This window comes from Rubrivivax rivuli (assembly GCF_004016505.1).
Taxonomy (GTDB): domain Bacteria; phylum Pseudomonadota; class Gammaproteobacteria; order Burkholderiales; family Burkholderiaceae_C; genus Rubrivivax; species Rubrivivax rivuli.
In genome coordinates, this window is sequence record NZ_SACR01000002.1 from 273,331 (window position 1) to 291,237 (window position 17,907).

A 17,907-nucleotide genomic window follows, 5' to 3' on the forward strand; every position below is an offset into this window, starting at 1 on the left:
CCGACACTCCCGGCCCCTCCGTGAAGATCCCCGACCTCATCACCGGCACCATGAAGGGCTGGGCCCGCCTGGGCCCACGTTTCCTGCCGTTTGCCGACGCGGCCAGCGCCGAGTTGCCGCTGCTGCGCCTGCTGCGCCTGAGCCTGTTCCAGGTCAGCGTCGGCATGGCCCTCGTGCTGCTGGTGGGCACGCTCAACCGCGTGATGATCGTCGAGCTGGGCGTGCCGGCGGCGCTGGTGGCGATCATGATCTCGCTGCCGGTGCTCTTCGCGCCGATGCGCGCGCTGGTGGGCTACAAGAGCGACAACCACCGCAGCGCCTTGGGATGGCGGCGCGTGCCCTACATCTGGAAGGGCACCATGGTGCAGTTCGGCGGGCTGGCCATCATGCCCTTCGCGTTACTGGTGCTTTCGGGCGGCGGCAACGCGCAGCAGTGGCCGGCGTGGATCGGTCACCTCGGCGCCGGCCTGGCCTTCCTGCTGGTGGGCGCGGGCCTGCACATCACGCAGACCGCCGGCCTGGCGCTGGCCACCGACCTCGCCCCGATCGAGACCCAGCCCAAGGTGGTGGGGCTGATGTACGTCTCGCAGCTGCTGGGCATGATCGTCAGCGCGCTGGTCTTCGGCGCCTTGCTGGAAGAGTTCAGCCCGGCCAGGCTGATCCAGGTCATCCAGGGTTCGGCGGTGGTCACGATCGCGCTCAACATCCTGGCGCTGTGGAAACAAGAGACGCGGCAGCGCGGCATGCTGCAGCGGCCGCGCCGCGAGGAGCCTTCGTTCCAGCAGGCGTGGGGGCACTTCCTGCAGGGCGCGCAGGCGCGGCGCCGCCTCGTCGCGGTGGGCCTGGGCACCATGGCCTTTGGCATGCAGGACGTGCTGCTTGAACCCTATGGCGGCCAGGTGCTGGGCATGACGGTGGGCGCCACCACCCAGCTCACCGCCACGCTGGCCATCGGCGGCTTGATCGGCTTTGCACTGGCCTCGCGCGTGCTCGGCCGCGGCGCCGATCCCTTCCGCATGGCCAGCGCAGGCGCGCTCGTGGGCATTCCCGCGTTCATGACCGTGATCGCAGCGGCGCCCTTGCAGACGCCCGCGCTCTTCGGCCTGGGCGTCTGGTTGATCGGCTTCGGTGGCGGGCTCTTCGCCCACGGCACGCTCACCGCCACCATGCAGACAGCGCCGCCGCAGCAAGTGGGCCTGGCGCTGGGCGCCTGGGGCGCCGTGCAGGCCACCGCCGCGGGTGTGGCCGTCGCCCTGGGCGGTGTGATGCGAGACGTGCTCGCCAGCCTGGGAGGCGCGTTGCACGCAGACGCGCGAGCCACGCCCTACACCGCGGTCTACAGCCTCGAGATCGTCCTGCTGCTGGCCACCGTGGTGGCCATGGCACCCCTGCTGCGCCGCTCTGCCATCGCGGTGCCCGGACCCACCCCTCACCACCCCGCCAGCGAGACACCCTGATGAAACTCACCTCCGCCCCCCGCCACGCCCCCAGCACCTGGGCCATGACGATGAAGAAGCGCCTGTTCTGGGGTACGCCCCACACCGAGACCGACGTCAACAACTTCGAGGCGGCGATGGTCGAACGCGCCGCTGATGAGGCGGTCGGCAAGTTCGCCGCGGTGCACGCCGTGGAAAAGGCCCTGGACGGCATCACGCGCCGATCGGTGGGCCTGATGCAGTTCGACGCCTTGCTGGCCTTGGTGATGGTGTTGATGGCCTACCAGGCCGGCAGCGGCGCCGCCGAGAGCTTTGCGCAACTCAACCGGTGGGGCTTCGTGCTGGCGCTCTTCAGCTGCGTGCTGATGATCCCCAACCTCGCCCTGCTCTGGGGCGCCGACGCCGCGGTGCACACGCGCCAGCCGCGCGAGGCCTACCTGCTGGCCATGAGTGTGCACAAGGTGCGGGCCGCCCGCTACACCTTCGCCCTGGTCTTCAGCTTCGCCGCTGCCGTGATGACGCTGGTATCACTGACGCAATTGGCTTGAGTTAGCCACCGCGCGCCATTCGGCGCGCTTTCAACTCGCAAAAGGCGGTGCCAGGTGCATCGCCTTTTTCATTGCGCGCGAATTCACGATGGATTCGAAACGTGCCGCCCAAAAGAAATCGGGGCACTGGCATCCAGGGATGCCGGTGCCCCGCTTCTGCAGGGGTGCTCGACGGATCGAGCGAGCCTTACTGCTTGGCCGGTGCGGCCGGTGTCGCGCTCTGCGCCGTGACGGTGGGTGCCGCCATCGTGGCATCAGCCGCCTTCGGGGCCGCCTTGGGGCCGCCCTGGTAGTAGGCCGGCAGCCACTGCGTCGTCTTCAGGAGCTGGTAGTGCACGAACAGCGAGGTCAGTGCCACTGCGCCCAGGAAGAGAGGAACGCCGATGGTGGGGTTGACCACACGCCAAACTTTGCCTTGGTTCATGAGGTCTCCTTACTTAAGCCACGGGGAATAGACGTAGGCGAAGAAGTGCGCCAGCAGAGCGATGAGGCCGAAGATTCGGGTGCCCTCGACCAAGCCCTGTTGCAATTCTTCAGCTTCTGGGGTGGTAAGCCCCGACGGCCAAACTCTGTTCGGATCATCTGCCATGTTGTTCTCTCCAATAGTCAGACATACCGTGCTGAACCCGCACGAGGGCTTCTTGTGGCTGCGTTGGCCACGCAATTCCCCCAGACTTCAGAGGAACTCTACGCCCCGGGATGTAATTGGTCAATTGCCGTTTACAACCCAGGCTGTCACGTACCCGTGACACTTTCGAGAAAAAAAAGCGAGCCGCTTTCGCGGGTGCAGCGTTCATCGGGCAACGCTCTGATGCAGCGCCTGACGCTCCGACAGCGCAATCACCCAGCCCATGCGGTCGTCGAAGCTGCGCGAAGCCGGGCCGGCCGACAGGGGGGTGGGCGCTGCCGTCACGGCCGCGTCCACCAGGAACTGCACCGCGGGCAGCACCGGCAGCGGCATGCGCACCACCGCGGGCGTGCGCACCACGGCGGCACTGGCGCGTGCGATCAAGGCCAGCTTGCGCTGCTTGCTCACCACAGCGCGGCGTGTGATGGAGTCGAGTCCGTTGTGTTCGATCTCGCGGCCGATCTCGGCATAGACCAGGCGCGCGGCGTGGATGGCGGCGCGGCAATCGCGCGGCAGTGCCGCGATGCCGTGGTCGGCCTTCGCATACAGCGCATCAGCGGTGTGCAGCAGGCGTTGCACCACACCCGCGATGCGGGCGTCGAAAACCGGCTGCTGCAGCCAGGCCTCGACATCGATGCCGGCCTCGCGCAGCCACTGCCGCGGCAGGTACAGGCGCCCGCGGCGGGCGTCTTCACCGACGTCGCGCGCGATGTTGGTGAGCTGCATCGCCACGCCCAGGTCGCAGGCGCGGGCCATGGCCGCTTCGCCCCGCACGCCCATGATCACGGCCATCATCGCGCCGACGGTGCCCGCCACGCGTGCACCGTAGTCCTGCACGTCCTGCAGGGTTTCGTAGGTGCGGGCGGTGGTGTCCCAGTAGAAGCCGTCGATCAGCGCGTCGAGCAGTTCGCGCGGCATGTCGAAGCGGTGCACCACCTGGGCCAATGCCGCATCGACACCGATGTTCAGCGGGCGGCCGTCGTACACGGCGTCCAGCCGGCGCTGCAGGCGCAGCACCGCGGCCTGCGGGTTGTCGCCGTCGTCGATCTCGTCATCGGCCAGGCGGCAGAAGGCGTAGAGCGCCCGCGCCGGCTCGCGCACGCGCGCCGGCAGCAGCAGCGATGCGGCGAAGAAGGTCTTGGACCCGCCGCGCATCAGTTCGCGGCAGCTGGCGCTGTCGGACGCGTGAAGTTCAGTTGAAGCTATGGGCATGCGGCACCACCGTTTCCAGGGCTTTGGCGGACATCAACACGCCGGGCACGCCGGCGCCAGGGTGGGTGCTGGCACCCACCATGAAGAGGTTCTTCACGTCTTCGCTGCGGTTGTGCGGGCGGAACCAGGCGCTTTGCAGCAGCAGCGGCTCCAGGCCGAAGGCCGCGCCCTTGAAGGACAGCAGGCGGTCGTGGAAGTCTTGCGGCGTGGTCACGCGCGAGTGCTCCACGAACGCGCCGAAGCCTGGCATCACGGTCTCGTCCAGGCGCTTCTCCACGGCCTGGCGGAAGGTCTCGGCAAAGGCCGGCCAGTCGGTGCCGCTGTCGAGGTGGGGTACCGGGGCCAGCACGTAGAAGCAATCACGCCCGGCGGGCGCCATGCTCGGGTCGGTGGCCGTGGGGCGGTGCAGGTAGAGGCTGAAGTCGGGCGCGAGCTTGTGCTTCTTGAAGATGTCCTTCAGCAGGCCTTCGTAGCGCGGGCCCAGCACCATCATGTGGTGCGGCACGTCGGGAAACTGCTTCGTGGTGCCGAAGTACCAGACGAAAAGGCTCATCGAGTAGTCGCCGCGCTCGATCTTGGCGTTGGTCCAGTGGCGGCGGTGCTGCGGCTCCACCAGGTTGCGGTACGTCCAGGCGGTGTCGGCGTTGCTGACCACGATGTCGGCGCGACGGCGCGTGCCGTCAGCGAGTTCGATGCCCGTGGCCTGGCCGTTTTCGACCGTGATGCGCTGGACCTCGGCATTCAGGTGCACCGGTGCACCCCGGTCGGCCAGCAGCTTCACCAGGCCCTGCACCAGCACGCCGGTGCCGCCCATCGCCCAGTGCACGCCGTAGCGGCGTTCGAGCGTGTTGATGAGGCTGTAGATGCAGGTGACCGAGAACGGGTTGCCGCCGATCAGCAGCGGGTGGATGGTCATCACCACACGCAGCTTCGGATGCTTGATGTGCCCGGCCACCATGTGGTGCAGGCTCCGCCAGCCGCGCATGCGCGCCAGCGCCGGCACGGCCTTGAGCAGGCTGCCGATGCCGTCGAAGGCCTGCGGGCCGAGCTCTTCGAAACCCTGGCGGTAGCAGCTGGCGGCTTCCAGCAGGAAACGTTCGTAGCCGGGCAAGTCTTCAGGGCAGATGCGGGCCACCTCGGCGCGCATCTTGTCGGCATCACCGCTGTAATCGAAGTGCGTGCCGTCGTCGAAACGGATGCGGTAGAACGGGTCCAGCGCCTTCAGCGTGACGTCGTCTTCCAGCCGCTTGCCGCACAGCGCCCACAGCTCCTCCAGCATGAAGGGGGCGGTGATGATGGTGGGGCCGGCGTCCCAGGTGTAGCCACCCTCGCGCCAGACATAGGCGCGACCGCCGGGCGCGTCGAGCTTTTCGTAGACCTCGACGTCGTAGCCCTTGCAGCTCAGGCGCACCGCGGCGGCCAGGCCGCCAAAGCCACTGCCGATGACGATGGCCTTGGGCGCCGGCGCGCCCCCGGAGCGGCCGCGCGCAGGCACAGCGGCCGGCGGCGTGGGCGTGACGGCGCGCAGGGCAGAGCCCGTGGCGCTGTCAGCGGGCGTGAAGAAGCTTGTCATCGTTGTCCAGGACCATTTCAGGCAGATGGGCCACCGGCTCCACGACAGGAGCAGCTCGGCTTGAAGGGTCGTGCAAGGCCCAGCGCCACAGCGCCGTGGCCTCCAGCGGCAGCACCAGCAACCAGTGTTCGACGATGGCCAGCACCAGCAACGCCGTCACCAGCCAGGCGCCAACGGCCCGGGCACTGCCCGGCGCCTGGGCCAGGGCATAGGCCACCAGCCACACCGCCACCACCGTGGCGGCCGTGACGACGACAGGAAAGAGCAGGTTCATCGCCCGGTGGCGGAAGTAGCTGCCCAGGTAGCGAAGGTGCACCGGCAGCAGCTGGACGCTGAGATTGCGCACACCGAGAAAGACATTGAGCTTGGCGCTGATGCGCATGGCCCAGAGCACGCCGAAGGTGGCCACGCCAACCTGGTTGCTGCCACCCCAGGTGAGCGCGGCAATCAGCAGCCCCGTGGCCAGGATGGCCAGTTCGTGCCACAACAGCGTGGCTGTGGCCTGCACGAAACGCGGCCAGCCGCGCAGGCCGGTGTCCAAGGCCTGCTGGCGCGGGCCGGTGACCCAGCCGGTGAGGAAACTGAGTTCATGCCAGCCCCAGACCAGCAGCGCGCAGGTGAAGGCGCAGTAGGCGGAGCCCACGTCGGACTGCGACGCCGTTCTCTGCAGGCCCACCAGCGCCATCACCGCCAGCGCGCTGCTGATCAGGTGGCTCCAGCGGAAGGTGGTGCGCGGCAGGCCATCCAGCAGCAGCACCAGTCCGGTGGAGAACCACCAGACGAACACCGCAAACAGGATGGGCCAGAGCGCTTCGGACATCGATGTCACCAGGCCGGCGCGACGCGCACCTGCGCGGGCAGTTCGTGGTGCTTCACCGGCAGGAAGTACAGGCGTGCGAAGGTGGCGAAGCCCTGCACGGCCAGACCGGCCTGCTTCAGCTTGCCGATGACACCGCCCTGCGCCTTGGCGGCATCCATGCGCATCGACAGCTCATACAGCCGCGTCATGCCGGCGCGGAAGGCCGGCAGGTCGTGGTCGAGCGAGATCGGGAAGACCTGCTTGCTGATTTCCGTCGTGATGCGGAAGACCTCGTAGTCGTAGGCCGTGGCGTCCAGGCCCATGGCGTTCTTCAGCATGGGGCGCGTGTGGTCGCGCACGTACATGGTGGCGTAGACGGCCAGCAGGAAGAAGCGGATCCACAGCGTGTTGGCGCCGCGCAGCAGGTGCGGCTGCGCGCGCATCAGCAGCGCGAAGCTCTCGCCGTGGCGGAATTCGTCGTTGCACCAGCGCTCGAACCACTTGAAGATGGGGTGGAAGCGCTTCTCGGGGCAGCGCTCGAGCTGGCGGAAGATGGTGATGTAGCGCGCGTAGCCGATCTTCTCGCTCAGGTAGGTGGCGTAGAAGATGTACTTGGGCTTGAAGTAGGTGTAGGCCTTGGTGCGCTTGAGGTCGCCCAGGTCGAGGCCGAGGCCGAAGTCCTTCAGGCTCTGGTTGATGAAACCCGCATGGCGCGATTCGTCGCGCGCCATGTAGCGCATCAGCGCCTTGATGTCGGGGTTGCTGATGTTCTTCTGGATCTCGTTGTAGAGGATGCAGCCGCTGAACTCGCTGGTCACGCTGCTGATGAGAAAGTCCAGGAACTCCTGGCGCAGCTCGGGCGACATCTGCGCCATCTGCGCGCGCGCCTCGTCGGCGAACTCGGGCGTGCGCTGGAAGTGGTCGTGGTTGTTGTCGCCTTCGTACTCGGCCATCATCGTGTCCCACTCCTGGCGGATGGGGTTCACGTCCAGGCGGTCCATGGCCTTGAAGTCGGTCGTGTAGAAGCGGGGCGTGAGCAGGGTCTCCTGCTTGGCCTTGCGGGCGGCTTCTTCGGGGCTGTCGATGCTGACGGCGTGGGTGGCGCTCATGGGGTACTCCTGATCGGATCAGACGGTGATGCGCTGCGCAGCAGGTCCGCGAAGGCGCCGGCGTTCGTGGGCCCGAAGGCCTCGAGGTCGATGCGCTGGCCGGTGGCCGGGTCCAGCAGCGTGAGCCGGCCGTCGGCGCGGCCCAGCAGCTCAAACGGCGCCTCGCCGCCCAGGCCGCGCATGCGGCGCTCGCGCGCCATCACGCGAAGCGCGCCGCGCAGGAAGCCGCCCTCGCCCTGCACGTGCGCCACCTGCTGGCCGCTGCGGGCGTCGATGACGAGCACGCCGCCATCGCTGGCGTCGCTGAACTTCAGGCTGCGCGAAAGCACGGTGCCGGCATCGGGCGCACGCACCGCCACGCCCGAGAGGCGCACGGCCGACACGCCGGCCAGCGCCACCAGCACCAGCGCAGCCATGGCCATCAGCAGGCCACGGGGCAGCGGGTCGGGGTGGGTGTGGGCGTTGCTCATGGGGTGGCTTTCAGCGGCCGGCCATCGCGGGCGTGGCACCGCGGCCCTGGGCTTCGGGGGCTGCCGAGGCTGCAGCGGGCGCCGGCAGTTCGACGCCGGTGTCCTGCGCCCAGGCCTGCGCGAGCGTGCGGGCCACCGCGGCGGCTTCAGGCACGCAGCGCAGCATCGGCTCGGGCTGACCCACGCGCCAGGGGCGGGCGTGCGGCCACAGGTGCAGGTAGGCGATGCGGTCGTCGCCAGCCAGTTGCAGGGGCAGGTCGCCGCTGCCATCGGCATTCACATGCAGGCCGGCGGCGGCGATGCGCTTGAAGGGAATGTTGAAGGTGAGCGTCAGCACAACCCCGATGCGCATGACGACGCGGCGGTTGGTCACCGTGTAGATGGCCGAGCGGGCCGACAGCCAGGCAATGAAGGCCAGCATGCCCAGGGCCGAGCCGGCCAGCAGCAGCATCCACAACGCCGACACAACCATCGTGCCGAAGCTCGCGTTCTCGGTGGCCAGCAGCGCCAGCCGCAGCACCATCAAGGCCGCGAAGTACACCACCAGCTTGCGCAGGTGGAAGGCCTGTCGCGCCAGGGTCTGCCACTGCGGGCTGCCTTGCCAGAGCACACGCTCACCGGCCGGCAGCATCTCGGGCAGGCCGCGGGCGGCCTCGAACTCGTGCTCTTGCGCCAGCGGCGCGCTGGCGTTCACCGGCGAGGTGGCAGCCGGAGCGCGACGCAACGCCTTCACAGCAGCGGCTCCGCGCGCGAGGGCTCGGCGTAGAGCGTGCCGGCACCGTAGTAGCCCATGATCTTCTCTTCTTCCAGCAGCGTCACCACGTCAGGGTTGCGCGTGCCGGGCACGTCGGCGAACTGGTGGCTGAGGATGGCGCCGACCTTGACCTTGTCGCGCTTGACGCGCGCGAAGTTCATCGGCAGCAGCACACGCCGGCCGTTGGCACTGGCTTCCAGCTCGATGTAGCGGAACAGGCTCTCGGCCTCGTCCACCCAGAGGTCGACCACCGTGCCGCCCACCTTGTCATCGGCGCCCATCACCGGCAGGCCGCGTGGATCGGTGTCGCCGCGTGTCACGTCGAACTCGGTGGCCACGCGCAGCGGCATCAGCTTGATGTGGCCTTCGAAGTTCACGTCGGGGTGGTCGTGCCGGTCGGCCCAGGCGCCCGGGCCCACGCCGTCCAGCAGCGGGTTGGCGCCCGTGGGCACCAGCGGCGCGCCCGCCCAGCGGTGCGACGGCTCGGCCATCAGCACTTGCGGCGAGACGATGTCGTTGGGCGCCGAGAAGGTGCGGCCATCCTGAAGCAGGTAGGTCTTGGGCTCGGGGATGGGAAAGCCCCGCACCGAGACACCGTTGTCGGTGACCATGGGGTAGCCCTCGCGGTGGTTCTCCAGCACCAGGTAGTAGATGAGGAAGGCGAAGAAGATCCAGAAGGCGTAGAGCACCAGCTGGGCGATATCGATGTACTGCGTGATGGCTCCGGTTCCCATGGGGGTCTCCTTCAGTCGTGATTCAGCCGGGCAGGTCGGCCAGGCCGAACTTGGTGCCGGGGCTCCGGACGGAGGGCCCCAGCGAGCGAACGAGCGGGCCGATGGCAATCAGCGCCGCGAACAAGAGGTACAGCTCGAGGTGGTAGACGAAGCTGTAGCCGGTGACCGGCGTCACCAGCACTTCGCCGAATGCCCCGTGCGTGGCCAGCGTGGACACGAGGTCGCGCAGTGCACCGCCCAGCGCGATGCCGAGGCCGCCGGCCGTCGCCTGCACCGCGCCCCAGGCGCCCAGCGCCAGGCCGACGTGGTCGCGGTGCTCCAGCGACATGGCCGCCGTGAGCATGCCGACCGAGAACAGTCCGCCGCCGAAGCCGATGAGCGCCGTGCCGCAGCGGAAGAGCCAAGGCGCCTCGGCCGGGGCCGAGAAGATGACGGCGGCAAAGGCCGGCAGGCCCAGCACCAGGCCGCAGGCGGCCACGCGGTAGGGGTCGCCGCCACGCGCCAGCCAGCGCGCGGCCAGCCCGAAGGCTCCGAGCGCGCCGAGCGCCATCACCGCGGTGAGAGAGCTCGTGGCGCCGACGCTGAGCTTGAGGATCTCGCCACCGTAGGGCTCGAGCACCACGTCCTGCATCGCGAAGGCCATCGTGCCCAGGCCCACGGTGACGAGGAAACGGCGCGCCTTGGGCTGGCCGATGAAGCTCTGCCAGCGCGGGCCGAAGGCCGGCGCCGGCTCGGCGGGCGAGCGGCGGCAGTTCGAGTTGCGCGCCTCTTGTTTCCATACTGCGACGACGCACAGAGCCGCCGTGGCCACGCCCGCGCCCTGCACCACCTGCACCAGGCGCGTGGGCGAGAAGTCGGCCAGCAGCAGGCCAAAGACCGTGCCCCCGCCCACCAGGCCCACGAGCAGCATCACGTACATCAGCGCCACCACGCGTGGGCGCGTGGCGTCGGTGGAGAGGTCGGAGGCCAGCGCCAGACCGGCGGTCTGCGTGGTCTGCAGGCCGGCGCCCACCAGCAGGAAGGACAGGCCGCTGACCAGTTGCCCCACCCAGGCCAGGCCGAAACGGCCCTGCCCCGTGAGCAGCAGCAGCGCAAACGGCAGCAGCGCCAGCCCGGCGAACTGCAGGAAGGCGCCCAGCCCGATGTAGGGCACGCGGCGCCAGCCGATGGCCGAGGCGTAGACATCACTCTTGTGGCCGATGAAGGCGCGCAGCGGCGCCGCGATGATGGGCAGTGCCACCATCAGCGCCACCAGCCAGGCGGCCACGCCCAGCTCGACGATCATCACGCGGTTGAGCGTGCCCACCATCAGCGCGGTGGCCATGCCCACGCTCACCTGGAACAGGCCCAGGCGCAGCAGGCGCGGCAAGGGCAGGTCGGCCGTGGCGGCGTCGGCGAAAGGCAGGAAGCGCGGCCCCAGGCGCTTCCACTTGAGCGCCAGGTTCGAGGGGGCCTTGCCGCCACGCCGGGTGTTCATCAGCCGCGCACCAGTTCCAGGGCCTGCGAGGTGTAGAAACCGCTGCTGATGCGCTGCGTGCGCGCGGGGCGGAACTGCGGCACGCCGCGGTGCAGCCGCGTGCGCAGCGACTTCTCGGCCACGGGCTCGATCCATGGCGCGCGGTTGCCGCGCGGGAAGAGCCGGCCCACCGCACGCATCGCGGCCAGGGCCGGGTTGCGCGGCGCGAAGGTGAAGAGCATCGAATGGCGCGTGCGCTGCGACCAGCTTTCGATCACGCGCACCATGTCGGCTTCGTCGTAGTGGATGAGCGAGTCCATCGCCACCACGTGGTCGAAACCGCCGAGCTGCGGGTCGAGCATGTCGCCGCTGCGGAACTCGATGCGGCCGGCCACCGGGTGCGCGGCCAGCAGCGCGTTCATGCGCTCGCGGGCCACGTTCACCAGCGCCGGCGAGAGGTCGATCGCCACCACCTCGGCACCCCGCGCCGCCGCCTCCAGCGCCAGCGCGCCGGTGCCGCAGCCGGCATCGAGCACGCGTGCGCCCCGCAGGTCTTGCGGCAGGCAGCCCATCAGCGTGGCGCGCATGCGGTCACGGCCGGCCCGCACGGTGGCGCGGATGCGGCCCACCGGCGCCGTGCTGGTGAGCTGCTCCCAGGCCTTCAGCGCGGTGCGGTCGAAGTAGTCTTCGATCTCACTGCGGCGGGTTTCGTAGCGGGCGTCCATGGCGGTGGGCCTCAATCGAACCCGAGCAGGTCGAAGATGTCGCGGTCCTTCATCGGCACCGCGCTGTATTCCTTGCCGCCCAGCCAGAGGTTGGCAGCCAGGCGCATGTACTCGCGCTTGACGGCCTCGAGTTCGGGGCTGGTCTCCATCTCGAAGAGCACGCTCTTCTTGAGGCGGCTGCGGCGGATGACGTCGAGATCGGGGAAGTGGGCGGCCAGTTCCAGGCCGATCTTGGCCGTGTACTTGTCGATCTGGTCGGTGGCCGCGCTGCGGTTGGCAATGACACCGCCCAGGCGCACGTTGTAGTTCTTCGCCTTCGCGCCAATGGCCTGCACGATGCGGTTCATCGCGAAGATCGAGTCGAAGTCGTTGGCCGTGACGATCATGGCCCGGTCGGCGTGCTGCAGCGGGGCGGCGAAACCGCCGCACACCACGTCGCCCAGCACGTCGAAGATCACCACGTCGGTGTCTTCCAGCAGGTGGTGCTCCTTGAGCAGCTTCACGGTCTGACCGACCACGTAGCCGCCGCAGCCCGTGCCCGCGGGCGGGCCGCCGGCTTCCACGCACATCACGCCGTTGTAGCCGGGGAAGACGAAGTCTTCGACACGCAGTTCCTCGGCGTGGAAGTCCACCGTCTCCAGCACGTCGATCACGGTGGGCAGCATCTTCTTCGTCAGCGTGAAGGTGCTGTCGTGCTTGGGGTCGCAGCCGATCTGCAGCACCCGCTTGCCCATCATGCTGAAGGCGGCGCTCAGGTTGCTGCTGGTCGTGCTCTTGCCGATGCCGCCCTTGCCGTAGATGGCGAAGACCTTGGCGGTACCGATCTTCACGCTCGGGTCCAGCTGCACCTGCAGGCTGCCTTCGCCGTCTTCGCCGCGGGCTGCCTTCTTCATCAGGCTCGGGAAGGGGAGAGTCACGGTTTCGGTCATGCTGCTGCCTTTTCGTCGTACACGCCTTCGAGGCGGTCTTCCAGCTCTTCGCCTGCACGTTGCAGGGCCTCGAGCGTTTGTGCGTCCGGCGTCCAGTACTGGCGCCGGTGTGCTTCAAGAAGTCGGTGCGCGACCTTGGCGGACGCGGTGGGGTTGAGCTTGGCCAGGCGCTCGCGCATGGCCGGGTCGAGCACGAAGGTCTCGCTCAGCTGCTGGTAGACCCAAGGCTGCACCTGGCCGGTGGTGGCGCTCCAGCCCAGCGTGTTGGTGAGGTGCACTTCGATCTGGCGCACGCCTTCATAGCCGTGCTCCAGCATGCCTTCGTACCACTTGGGATTGAGCATGCGGGTGCGTGTTTCCAGCGCCACCTGCTCGCCCAGCGTGCGCACGGTGCCGCCGCCGATGGCGTCGTTCGTCTGGTCGCCGATGTAGACCGGGGCCACCTTGGCCTCGGACCCTTGCGCCACCGACTTGGCGCGCTTCACGGCGCGGCTGATGCCGCCCAAGGTGTCGAAGTAGGTGTCGATGGTGGTGACGCCGAGTTCCACCGAATCGAGGTTCTGGTAGGCCAGCTCCACCTTGGCCAGCACGGCCTGCAGCAACTGCGCGTTCTGCACCGGGCGCCCGCTGCGACCGTAGGCGAAGCCCTTGCGGCGCGAATAGGTCTCGGCCAGCTCGTCTTCGCTGTCCCAGCGCGCGTTGTCCACCAGCAGGCCGACGTTGGCGCCATAGGCCCCTTCGGCGTTGCCGAAGACCCGCAGCGCCGCCGTCTCGATGTCGCCACCGTGTTCGGCCATGTAGGCCAGCGCATGCTTGCGCACGAAGTTCTGTTCCGGCGGCTCGTCGGCGCTGGCGGCGAGGAAGGCAGCTTCGGCCAGCAGCTTCACCTGCAGCGGCAGCAGGTCGCGGAAGATGCCCGACAGCGTGATCACCACGTCCACGCGCGGCCGGCCCAGTTCGGCCAGCGGCAGCAGTTCGGCACCGGCCAGGCGGCCGTAGCTGTCGAAACGCGGCTTGGCACCGAAGAGGGCCAGGGCCTGGGCGATGGGGCCGCCTTCGCTCTTCAGGTTGTCGGTGCCCCAGAGCACCAGCGCGATGCTCTCGGGCAGTGCGTTGCCGTCACTCATGTGGCGGGCCAGCAGACGCTCGGCCTGGCGTGCGCCGTCCTTCACCGCGTAGGCGCTGGGGATGCGGAAGGGGTCGAAGCCGTGCAGGTTGCGGCCCGTGGGCAGGATGGCCGGCGTGCGCAGCAGGTCACCGCCCGGCGCCGGGCGTACGAAGCGGCCGTCCAGCGCACGCAGCAGGCCGGCCACTTCGTGGTCGTCGGCCATCAGGCGGTTGCTCTCGGCCAGCGCGGCCAGCAGGGTTTCGCGCTCGGCATCGCCCGCCGCCAGGGCGCGCGGGGCGCTGCCGGCCACCAGGGCCTGCAGGGTGGCGCGTTCGAGCCGCTGCCCGTGGCTGGCTTCGGCCAGCGACATCAGCAGGTCCACGCGCTGCTCGGCGGTGGGCGCCTGGCCCACCACGTGCAGGCCGTGCGGGATGAGCGTGTACTCGAGCTCCAGCACCGTGTCGGCCAGGCGTGCAATGTGTTCGCCAGCAGACGCACCCCAGGCCGGCTCGGCCTGCGCCAGTTCCAGCGGCACGGCCTGGGCCTGGATCATCTCGGCCAGCTCTTCGCGTTCGCGCTGGGCCTCGGGCTCCAGGCTGCGGAAGCGTTCGATCGCTGCCTTGAGGTCGACCAGCCCCTTGTAGAGCCCGGCCTGCGCCGTGGGCGGCGTGAGGTAGCTCACCAGCGTGGCGGCGGCGCGGCGCTTGGCGATGGTGCCTTCGCTGGGGTTGTTGCTGGCGTAGAGGTAGAAGTTCGGCAGGTCGCCGATCATGCGGTCGGGCCAGCAATTGGCCGTCATGCCGTTCTGCTTGCCGGGCATGAACTCGAGCGAGCCGTGGGTGCCGAAGTGCAGCACCGCGTGGGCGCCAAAGTCTTCGCGCAGCCAGCGGTAGAAGGCCGAGAAGGCGTGCGTGGGGGCGAAGCCCTTCTCGAACAGCAGGCGCATCGGGTCGCCTTCGTAGCCCATGCCGGGCTGGATGCCGACGAAGACGTTGCCGAAACGTTCGCCCAGCACCTGGATGCAGCTGCCGTCGCTTTGCAGCTTGCCTGGCGCGGGGCCCCAGGCCGCTTCGATCTGCCTGAGCCAGCGCTCGCGGCGCACATGGTCGTTGGCCGGGATGCGCGCATGCACGTTGGCCAGGGCGCCCCACTGCGCGGCGTTGCCGTTGATCACGCTGTCGCGCAGCGCGTCCACGCTGGCGGGCAGCGTGACGGTGTAGCCCTCGCGCTGCATCGCGGCCAGCGTGTTGTAGAGGCTCTCGAACACCGAGAGGAAGGCCGCCGTGCCCGTGGCGCCCGCGTTGGGCGGGAAGTTGAAGATCACCAGCGCCACCTTGCGCTGCGCACGCTGAGAACGGCGCAGGTCGACCAGGCGGCCCACGCGTGCGGCCAGCATCTCGGCGCGTTCGCTGCAGGTGAACATGTCGTGGCCGCTGTCCTGCGCGGCGGCGTCGGAGTGCAGCGATTCGAAGGTGCAGGCGCGGTCGCAGCCCGTGCAGGCGGTGTGCGCCGCGTTGCCGCGGCCGCCGTAGACCATGGAGCCGGTGGCGCCGTCCAGCTCGGGGATGGCCACCATCATCGTGGCTTCTACCGGCAGCAGGCCGCGTTCGCTGCCGCCCCACTGCTCCAGCGTCTGGAACTCCACCGGCGTGACCGCCAGGTAAGGCACATCCAGGCGCGCCAGGATCTCTTCGGCCGCCTTGGCATCGTTGTAGGCCGGGCCGCCCACCAGCGAGAAGCCGGTGAGCGAGACCACCGCGTCGACCGTGCAGCGCTCGCCGTCGAAGAAGAATTTCTCGATGGCCGGTCGTGAATCGAGCCCGGTGGCGAAGACCGGCAGCACGCGCAGGCCGCGGGCCTGCAGCGCGGTGATGACGCCGTCGTAGTGCCCGGCGTTGCCGGCCAGCAGGTAGGAGCGCAGCAGCAGGATGCCCACCGTGCCGCGTTCGCCGGCGCGGGCCGCCTGCGGCAGATCGGCGGCTTCGTGCACCAGGCGCTGCGTGAGTTGCGGGTGGTAGGCGCCGAGCTCGGGGTAGTCCACCGGCTCATGGGTCTTCAGCGCGCCGCGCAGGCCGCGGCGGGCGCCGTCGGCGTAGCGGTCCACCAGGAAGTGCACCATGTGGCCGACGTTGGCCTCGCTGCCCGCCAGCCAGTACTGCAGCGTCAGGAAATAGGCGCGCACGTCCTGCGCCGTGCCCGGGATGAAGCGCAGGATCTTCGGCAGCCGGCGCAGCATCTTCATCTGCTCGGCGCCGGCCGTCGTCTTGGTGCTGTTGTCCGCCTTGTTGTCGGCGGTCTGCTTGGCCTTGCCACGCAGGCGCTTGAGCAGGCTGACGAAGCCGCTGGCCGGCGCCGACATGTCGAACTTGCCCATGCGCGTGAGCTTGGTCACCTCGGCCGCGCTCATCGCACAGACCATGGCGTCGCAATGCTCGCGGCGCGCCTGCAGCGCGGGCAGCAGGGGCATGAAGTGGTCTTCGAGGAAGAGCATCGTCACGATGACGATGTGGCCCTGCTCGATGGCGGCCTTGCAGCGCGACAGCGCGTGTTCGTCGTTGCCCCACTCGTCGGCGGCGTGCACGCTGAGCTGCAGGCCGGGCAACTGGCGCGCCAGGCTGCGCGCGGCGCGCTGCGCGGCGCTGGCCAGGTGGCTGTCCATCGTGACCAGCACCACGCGCATGGGCGCCGGGCCATCGGCCGCACGGGTCTGGGCCTGGGCCGGGCGCGCGCTGCGCCCGAAGAGCCCGCCCATGCCCGTCTCGGCCGGCAGCGTGCCGCTGCTGCTGGCGAGCTGCGCCCCCGCGCTCTCAGCGGCTGAAGTGGGCTTTGGCATCGTAGAGGGTCTCGACGGTGATGGACGACACGCCCCGCTGGCCGGCATAGGCCTCGGTGTTGCGCTTGGCCTTGCCGCGCACGAAGAAGGGGATCTTCTTGAGCTCTTTCTCGGCGTCGGCGGTCCAGGCCAGCGGCAGGCCGGTGAGGGGTGTCGGCAGCCCGGCGGCGGGCGCGGTGGTTTCGGGTTCGAGCAGCGCCACCTCGGCCTGCAGCGGTGCGGCGGCGGGCTCGGGCCGGCTGGCGGCCGAGCCCAGGTGCGACGGGGCGGCGCCATCGTGGAACTCGAAGTCGCCGCGGAACATGTGCAGCAGGTGCTCTTCCAGGCCCATCATCAGCGGGTGCACCCAGGCATCGAACATCACGTTCGCGCCTTCGAAGCCCATCTGCGGGGCGTGGCGCGCCGGGAAGTCCTGCACGTGCATGGGCGCGCTGATCACGGCGCAGGGCACGCCCAGGCGCTTGGCGATGTGGCGTTCCATCTGCGTGCCCAGCACCAGCTCGGGGTGAAGCTCGGCCACCTTGTCTTCCACCTCGAGGTAGTCGTCGGTGATCAGGGCCTCGATGCCGTAGAGCTTGGCGGCGTCGCGCACGTCGCGGGCGAACTCGCGGCTGTAGGTGCCCAGGCCCACCACCTCGAAACCCAGTTCCTTGGCGGCGATGCGCGCCGCCGCGATGGCGTGCGTGGCGTCGCCGAAGATGAAGACGCGCTTGCCGGTGAGGTAGGTCGAATCCACCGACTTCGAGTACCAGGGCGAACGCGCGCGCGGGTCGTTCAGCAGCGGGGCCGGGTCGGCACCGCTGAGCGCGGCCACTTCCTTGATGAACTCGCGCGTGGCCCCCACGCCGATGGGCACGGTCTTCACCACGGGCTGGCGGAAGTTGCGCAGCAGCCACTGCGCGGCCTGCATGGCCACTTCCGGGTACATCACGACGTTGAAGTCGGCTTCGCCCAGGCGGGTCAGGTCGTGCGGCGTGGCGTCCAGCGGCGCGACGACGTTGATCTCGACGTCCAGCCGGCGCAGCAGTTCCAGCACCTCGCGCAGGTCGTCCTTGTGGCGAAAGCCCAGGGCCGTGGGCCCCAGCACGTTGCAGCGGGCCTTCTGCCCGGCGGCGCGTTCGCGCGGCACGGCGGGCACGGCCACGTGCGGCGTGCACAGCGCGCGCACCAGCTGGTAGAAGGTTTCGGAAGCGCCCCAGTTCTCCTTGCGCTGGTAGGCCGGCAGTTCCAGCGGCACCACCGGGCAGGGCAAGTTCAGCGCAGCGGCCAGGCCGCCCGGGTCGTCCTGGATCAGCTCGGCCGTGCACGAGGCGCCGACGATCATGGCCTGCGGCTGGAAGCGCTCGTAGGCGCTGCGCGCCGCGCTCTTGAAGAGCTCGGCCGTGTCACCGCCCAGGTCGCGCGCCTGGAAGGTGGTGTAGGTGACGGGCGGGCGCGCGTCGCGCCGCTCGATCATCGTGAACAGCAGGTCGGCGTAGGTGTCGCCCTGGGGCGCGTGCAGCACGTAGTGCAGGCCCTTCATCGCGGTGGCGATGCGCATCGCGCCGATGTGCGGCGGGCCTTCGTAGGTCCAGAGCGTCAACTGCATGGTGC

At 69.3% G+C, this 17,907-nt stretch carries 16 protein-coding genes; 2 read left to right on the top strand and 14 right to left on the bottom strand.

Annotated elements, in window-relative coordinates; all coding sequences use genetic code 11:
- The first annotated feature begins 20 nt into the window (after positions 1 to 20).
- Positions 21 to 1,457, top strand: a complete 1,437-nt coding sequence (locus EOE66_RS05725) for a PucC family protein (RefSeq protein ID WP_310733095.1) — start codon at positions 21 to 23, stop codon at positions 1,455 to 1,457.
- Positions 1,457 to 1,984, top strand: coding sequence for a hypothetical protein (locus EOE66_RS05730; RefSeq protein ID WP_128227719.1), 528 nt, complete (start codon positions 1,457 to 1,459; stop codon positions 1,982 to 1,984). Before EOE66_RS05725 ends, EOE66_RS05730 begins: the two co-directional genes overlap by 1 nt.
- Positions 1,985 to 2,171: 187 nt before the next feature.
- On the opposite strand, the gene EOE66_RS05735 is transcribed toward EOE66_RS05730, so the two are convergent.
- The 14 genes from EOE66_RS05735 to bchB all read right to left on the bottom strand — a co-directional run bounded on the left by EOE66_RS05735 (position 2,172) and on the right by bchB (position 17,902).
- Positions 2,172 to 2,408 carry a light-harvesting protein gene (locus EOE66_RS05735; RefSeq protein ID WP_128227720.1) on the bottom strand — a complete coding sequence of 79 codons (237 nt, stop codon included), beginning with the start codon at positions 2,406 to 2,408 and terminating at the stop codon, positions 2,172 to 2,174.
- A 9-nt stretch (positions 2,409 to 2,417) separates the two neighbouring features.
- Complete coding sequence (locus tag EOE66_RS05740) at positions 2,418 to 2,573, bottom strand: light-harvesting protein (protein WP_054138974.1); 156 nt, start codon at positions 2,571 to 2,573, stop codon at positions 2,418 to 2,420.
- Between the two features lie 204 nt (positions 2,574 to 2,777).
- Positions 2,778 to 3,824 carry a phytoene/squalene synthase family protein gene (locus tag EOE66_RS05745; RefSeq protein WP_128227721.1) on the bottom strand — a complete coding sequence of 349 codons (1,047 nt, stop codon included), beginning with the start codon at positions 3,822 to 3,824 and terminating at the stop codon, positions 2,778 to 2,780.
- Complete coding sequence (crtI, locus tag EOE66_RS05750) at positions 3,805 to 5,397, bottom strand: phytoene desaturase family protein (RefSeq protein WP_128227722.1); 1,593 nt, start codon at positions 5,395 to 5,397, stop codon at positions 3,805 to 3,807. The genes EOE66_RS05745 and crtI overlap by 20 nt, the downstream gene beginning before the upstream one ends.
- Entirely contained in the window at positions 5,372 to 6,217 is an 846-nt protein-coding gene (gene puhE, locus EOE66_RS05755; protein ID WP_128227723.1) for a putative photosynthetic complex assembly protein PuhE, read from the bottom strand. The genes crtI and puhE overlap by 26 nt, the downstream gene beginning before the upstream one ends.
- A 5-nt stretch (positions 6,218 to 6,222) precedes the next feature.
- Positions 6,223 to 7,305, bottom strand: a complete 1,083-nt coding sequence (acsF, locus tag EOE66_RS05760) for a magnesium-protoporphyrin IX monomethyl ester (oxidative) cyclase (RefSeq protein WP_128227724.1) — start codon at positions 7,303 to 7,305, stop codon at positions 6,223 to 6,225.
- Positions 7,302 to 7,775 (bottom strand): photosynthetic complex assembly protein PuhC, encoded by a 474-nt coding sequence (puhC, locus tag EOE66_RS05765; RefSeq protein WP_128227725.1) that lies wholly within the window; start codon positions 7,773 to 7,775, stop codon positions 7,302 to 7,304. The genes acsF and puhC overlap by 4 nt, the downstream gene beginning before the upstream one ends.
- Positions 7,776 to 7,785: 10 nt before the next feature.
- Positions 7,786 to 8,508, bottom strand: coding sequence for a photosynthetic complex putative assembly protein PuhB (puhB, locus tag EOE66_RS05770; protein ID WP_245478927.1), 723 nt, complete (start codon positions 8,506 to 8,508; stop codon positions 7,786 to 7,788).
- Positions 8,505 to 9,263 (bottom strand): photosynthetic reaction center subunit H, encoded by a 759-nt coding sequence (gene puhA / locus EOE66_RS05775; RefSeq protein ID WP_128227726.1) that lies wholly within the window; start codon positions 9,261 to 9,263, stop codon positions 8,505 to 8,507. The genes puhB and puhA overlap by 4 nt, the downstream gene beginning before the upstream one ends.
- Positions 9,264 to 9,285: 22 nt before the next feature.
- Complete coding sequence (locus EOE66_RS05780) at positions 9,286 to 10,740, bottom strand: BCD family MFS transporter (protein ID WP_128227727.1); 1,455 nt, start codon at positions 10,738 to 10,740, stop codon at positions 9,286 to 9,288.
- On the bottom strand, positions 10,740 to 11,444 hold the full coding sequence (gene bchM, locus EOE66_RS05785) for a magnesium protoporphyrin IX methyltransferase (protein WP_128227728.1): 705 nt from the start codon (positions 11,442 to 11,444) through the stop codon (positions 10,740 to 10,742). Before bchM ends, EOE66_RS05780 begins: the two co-directional genes overlap by 1 nt.
- 11 nt (positions 11,445 to 11,455) lie before the next feature.
- On the bottom strand, positions 11,456 to 12,337 hold the full coding sequence (bchL, locus tag EOE66_RS05790) for a ferredoxin:protochlorophyllide reductase (ATP-dependent) iron-sulfur ATP-binding protein (protein WP_375137466.1): 882 nt from the start codon (positions 12,335 to 12,337) through the stop codon (positions 11,456 to 11,458).
- Positions 12,338 to 12,369: 32 nt separating this feature from the next.
- Positions 12,370 to 16,314, bottom strand: a complete 3,945-nt coding sequence (locus tag EOE66_RS05795; protein WP_245478928.1) for a magnesium chelatase subunit H — start codon at positions 16,312 to 16,314, stop codon at positions 12,370 to 12,372.
- On the bottom strand, positions 16,289 to 17,902 hold the full coding sequence (bchB, locus tag EOE66_RS05800) for a ferredoxin:protochlorophyllide reductase (ATP-dependent) subunit B (RefSeq protein ID WP_128227730.1): 1,614 nt from the start codon (positions 17,900 to 17,902) through the stop codon (positions 16,289 to 16,291). Before bchB ends, EOE66_RS05795 begins: the two co-directional genes overlap by 26 nt.
- Between the last annotated feature and the right edge of the window lie 5 nt (positions 17,903 to 17,907).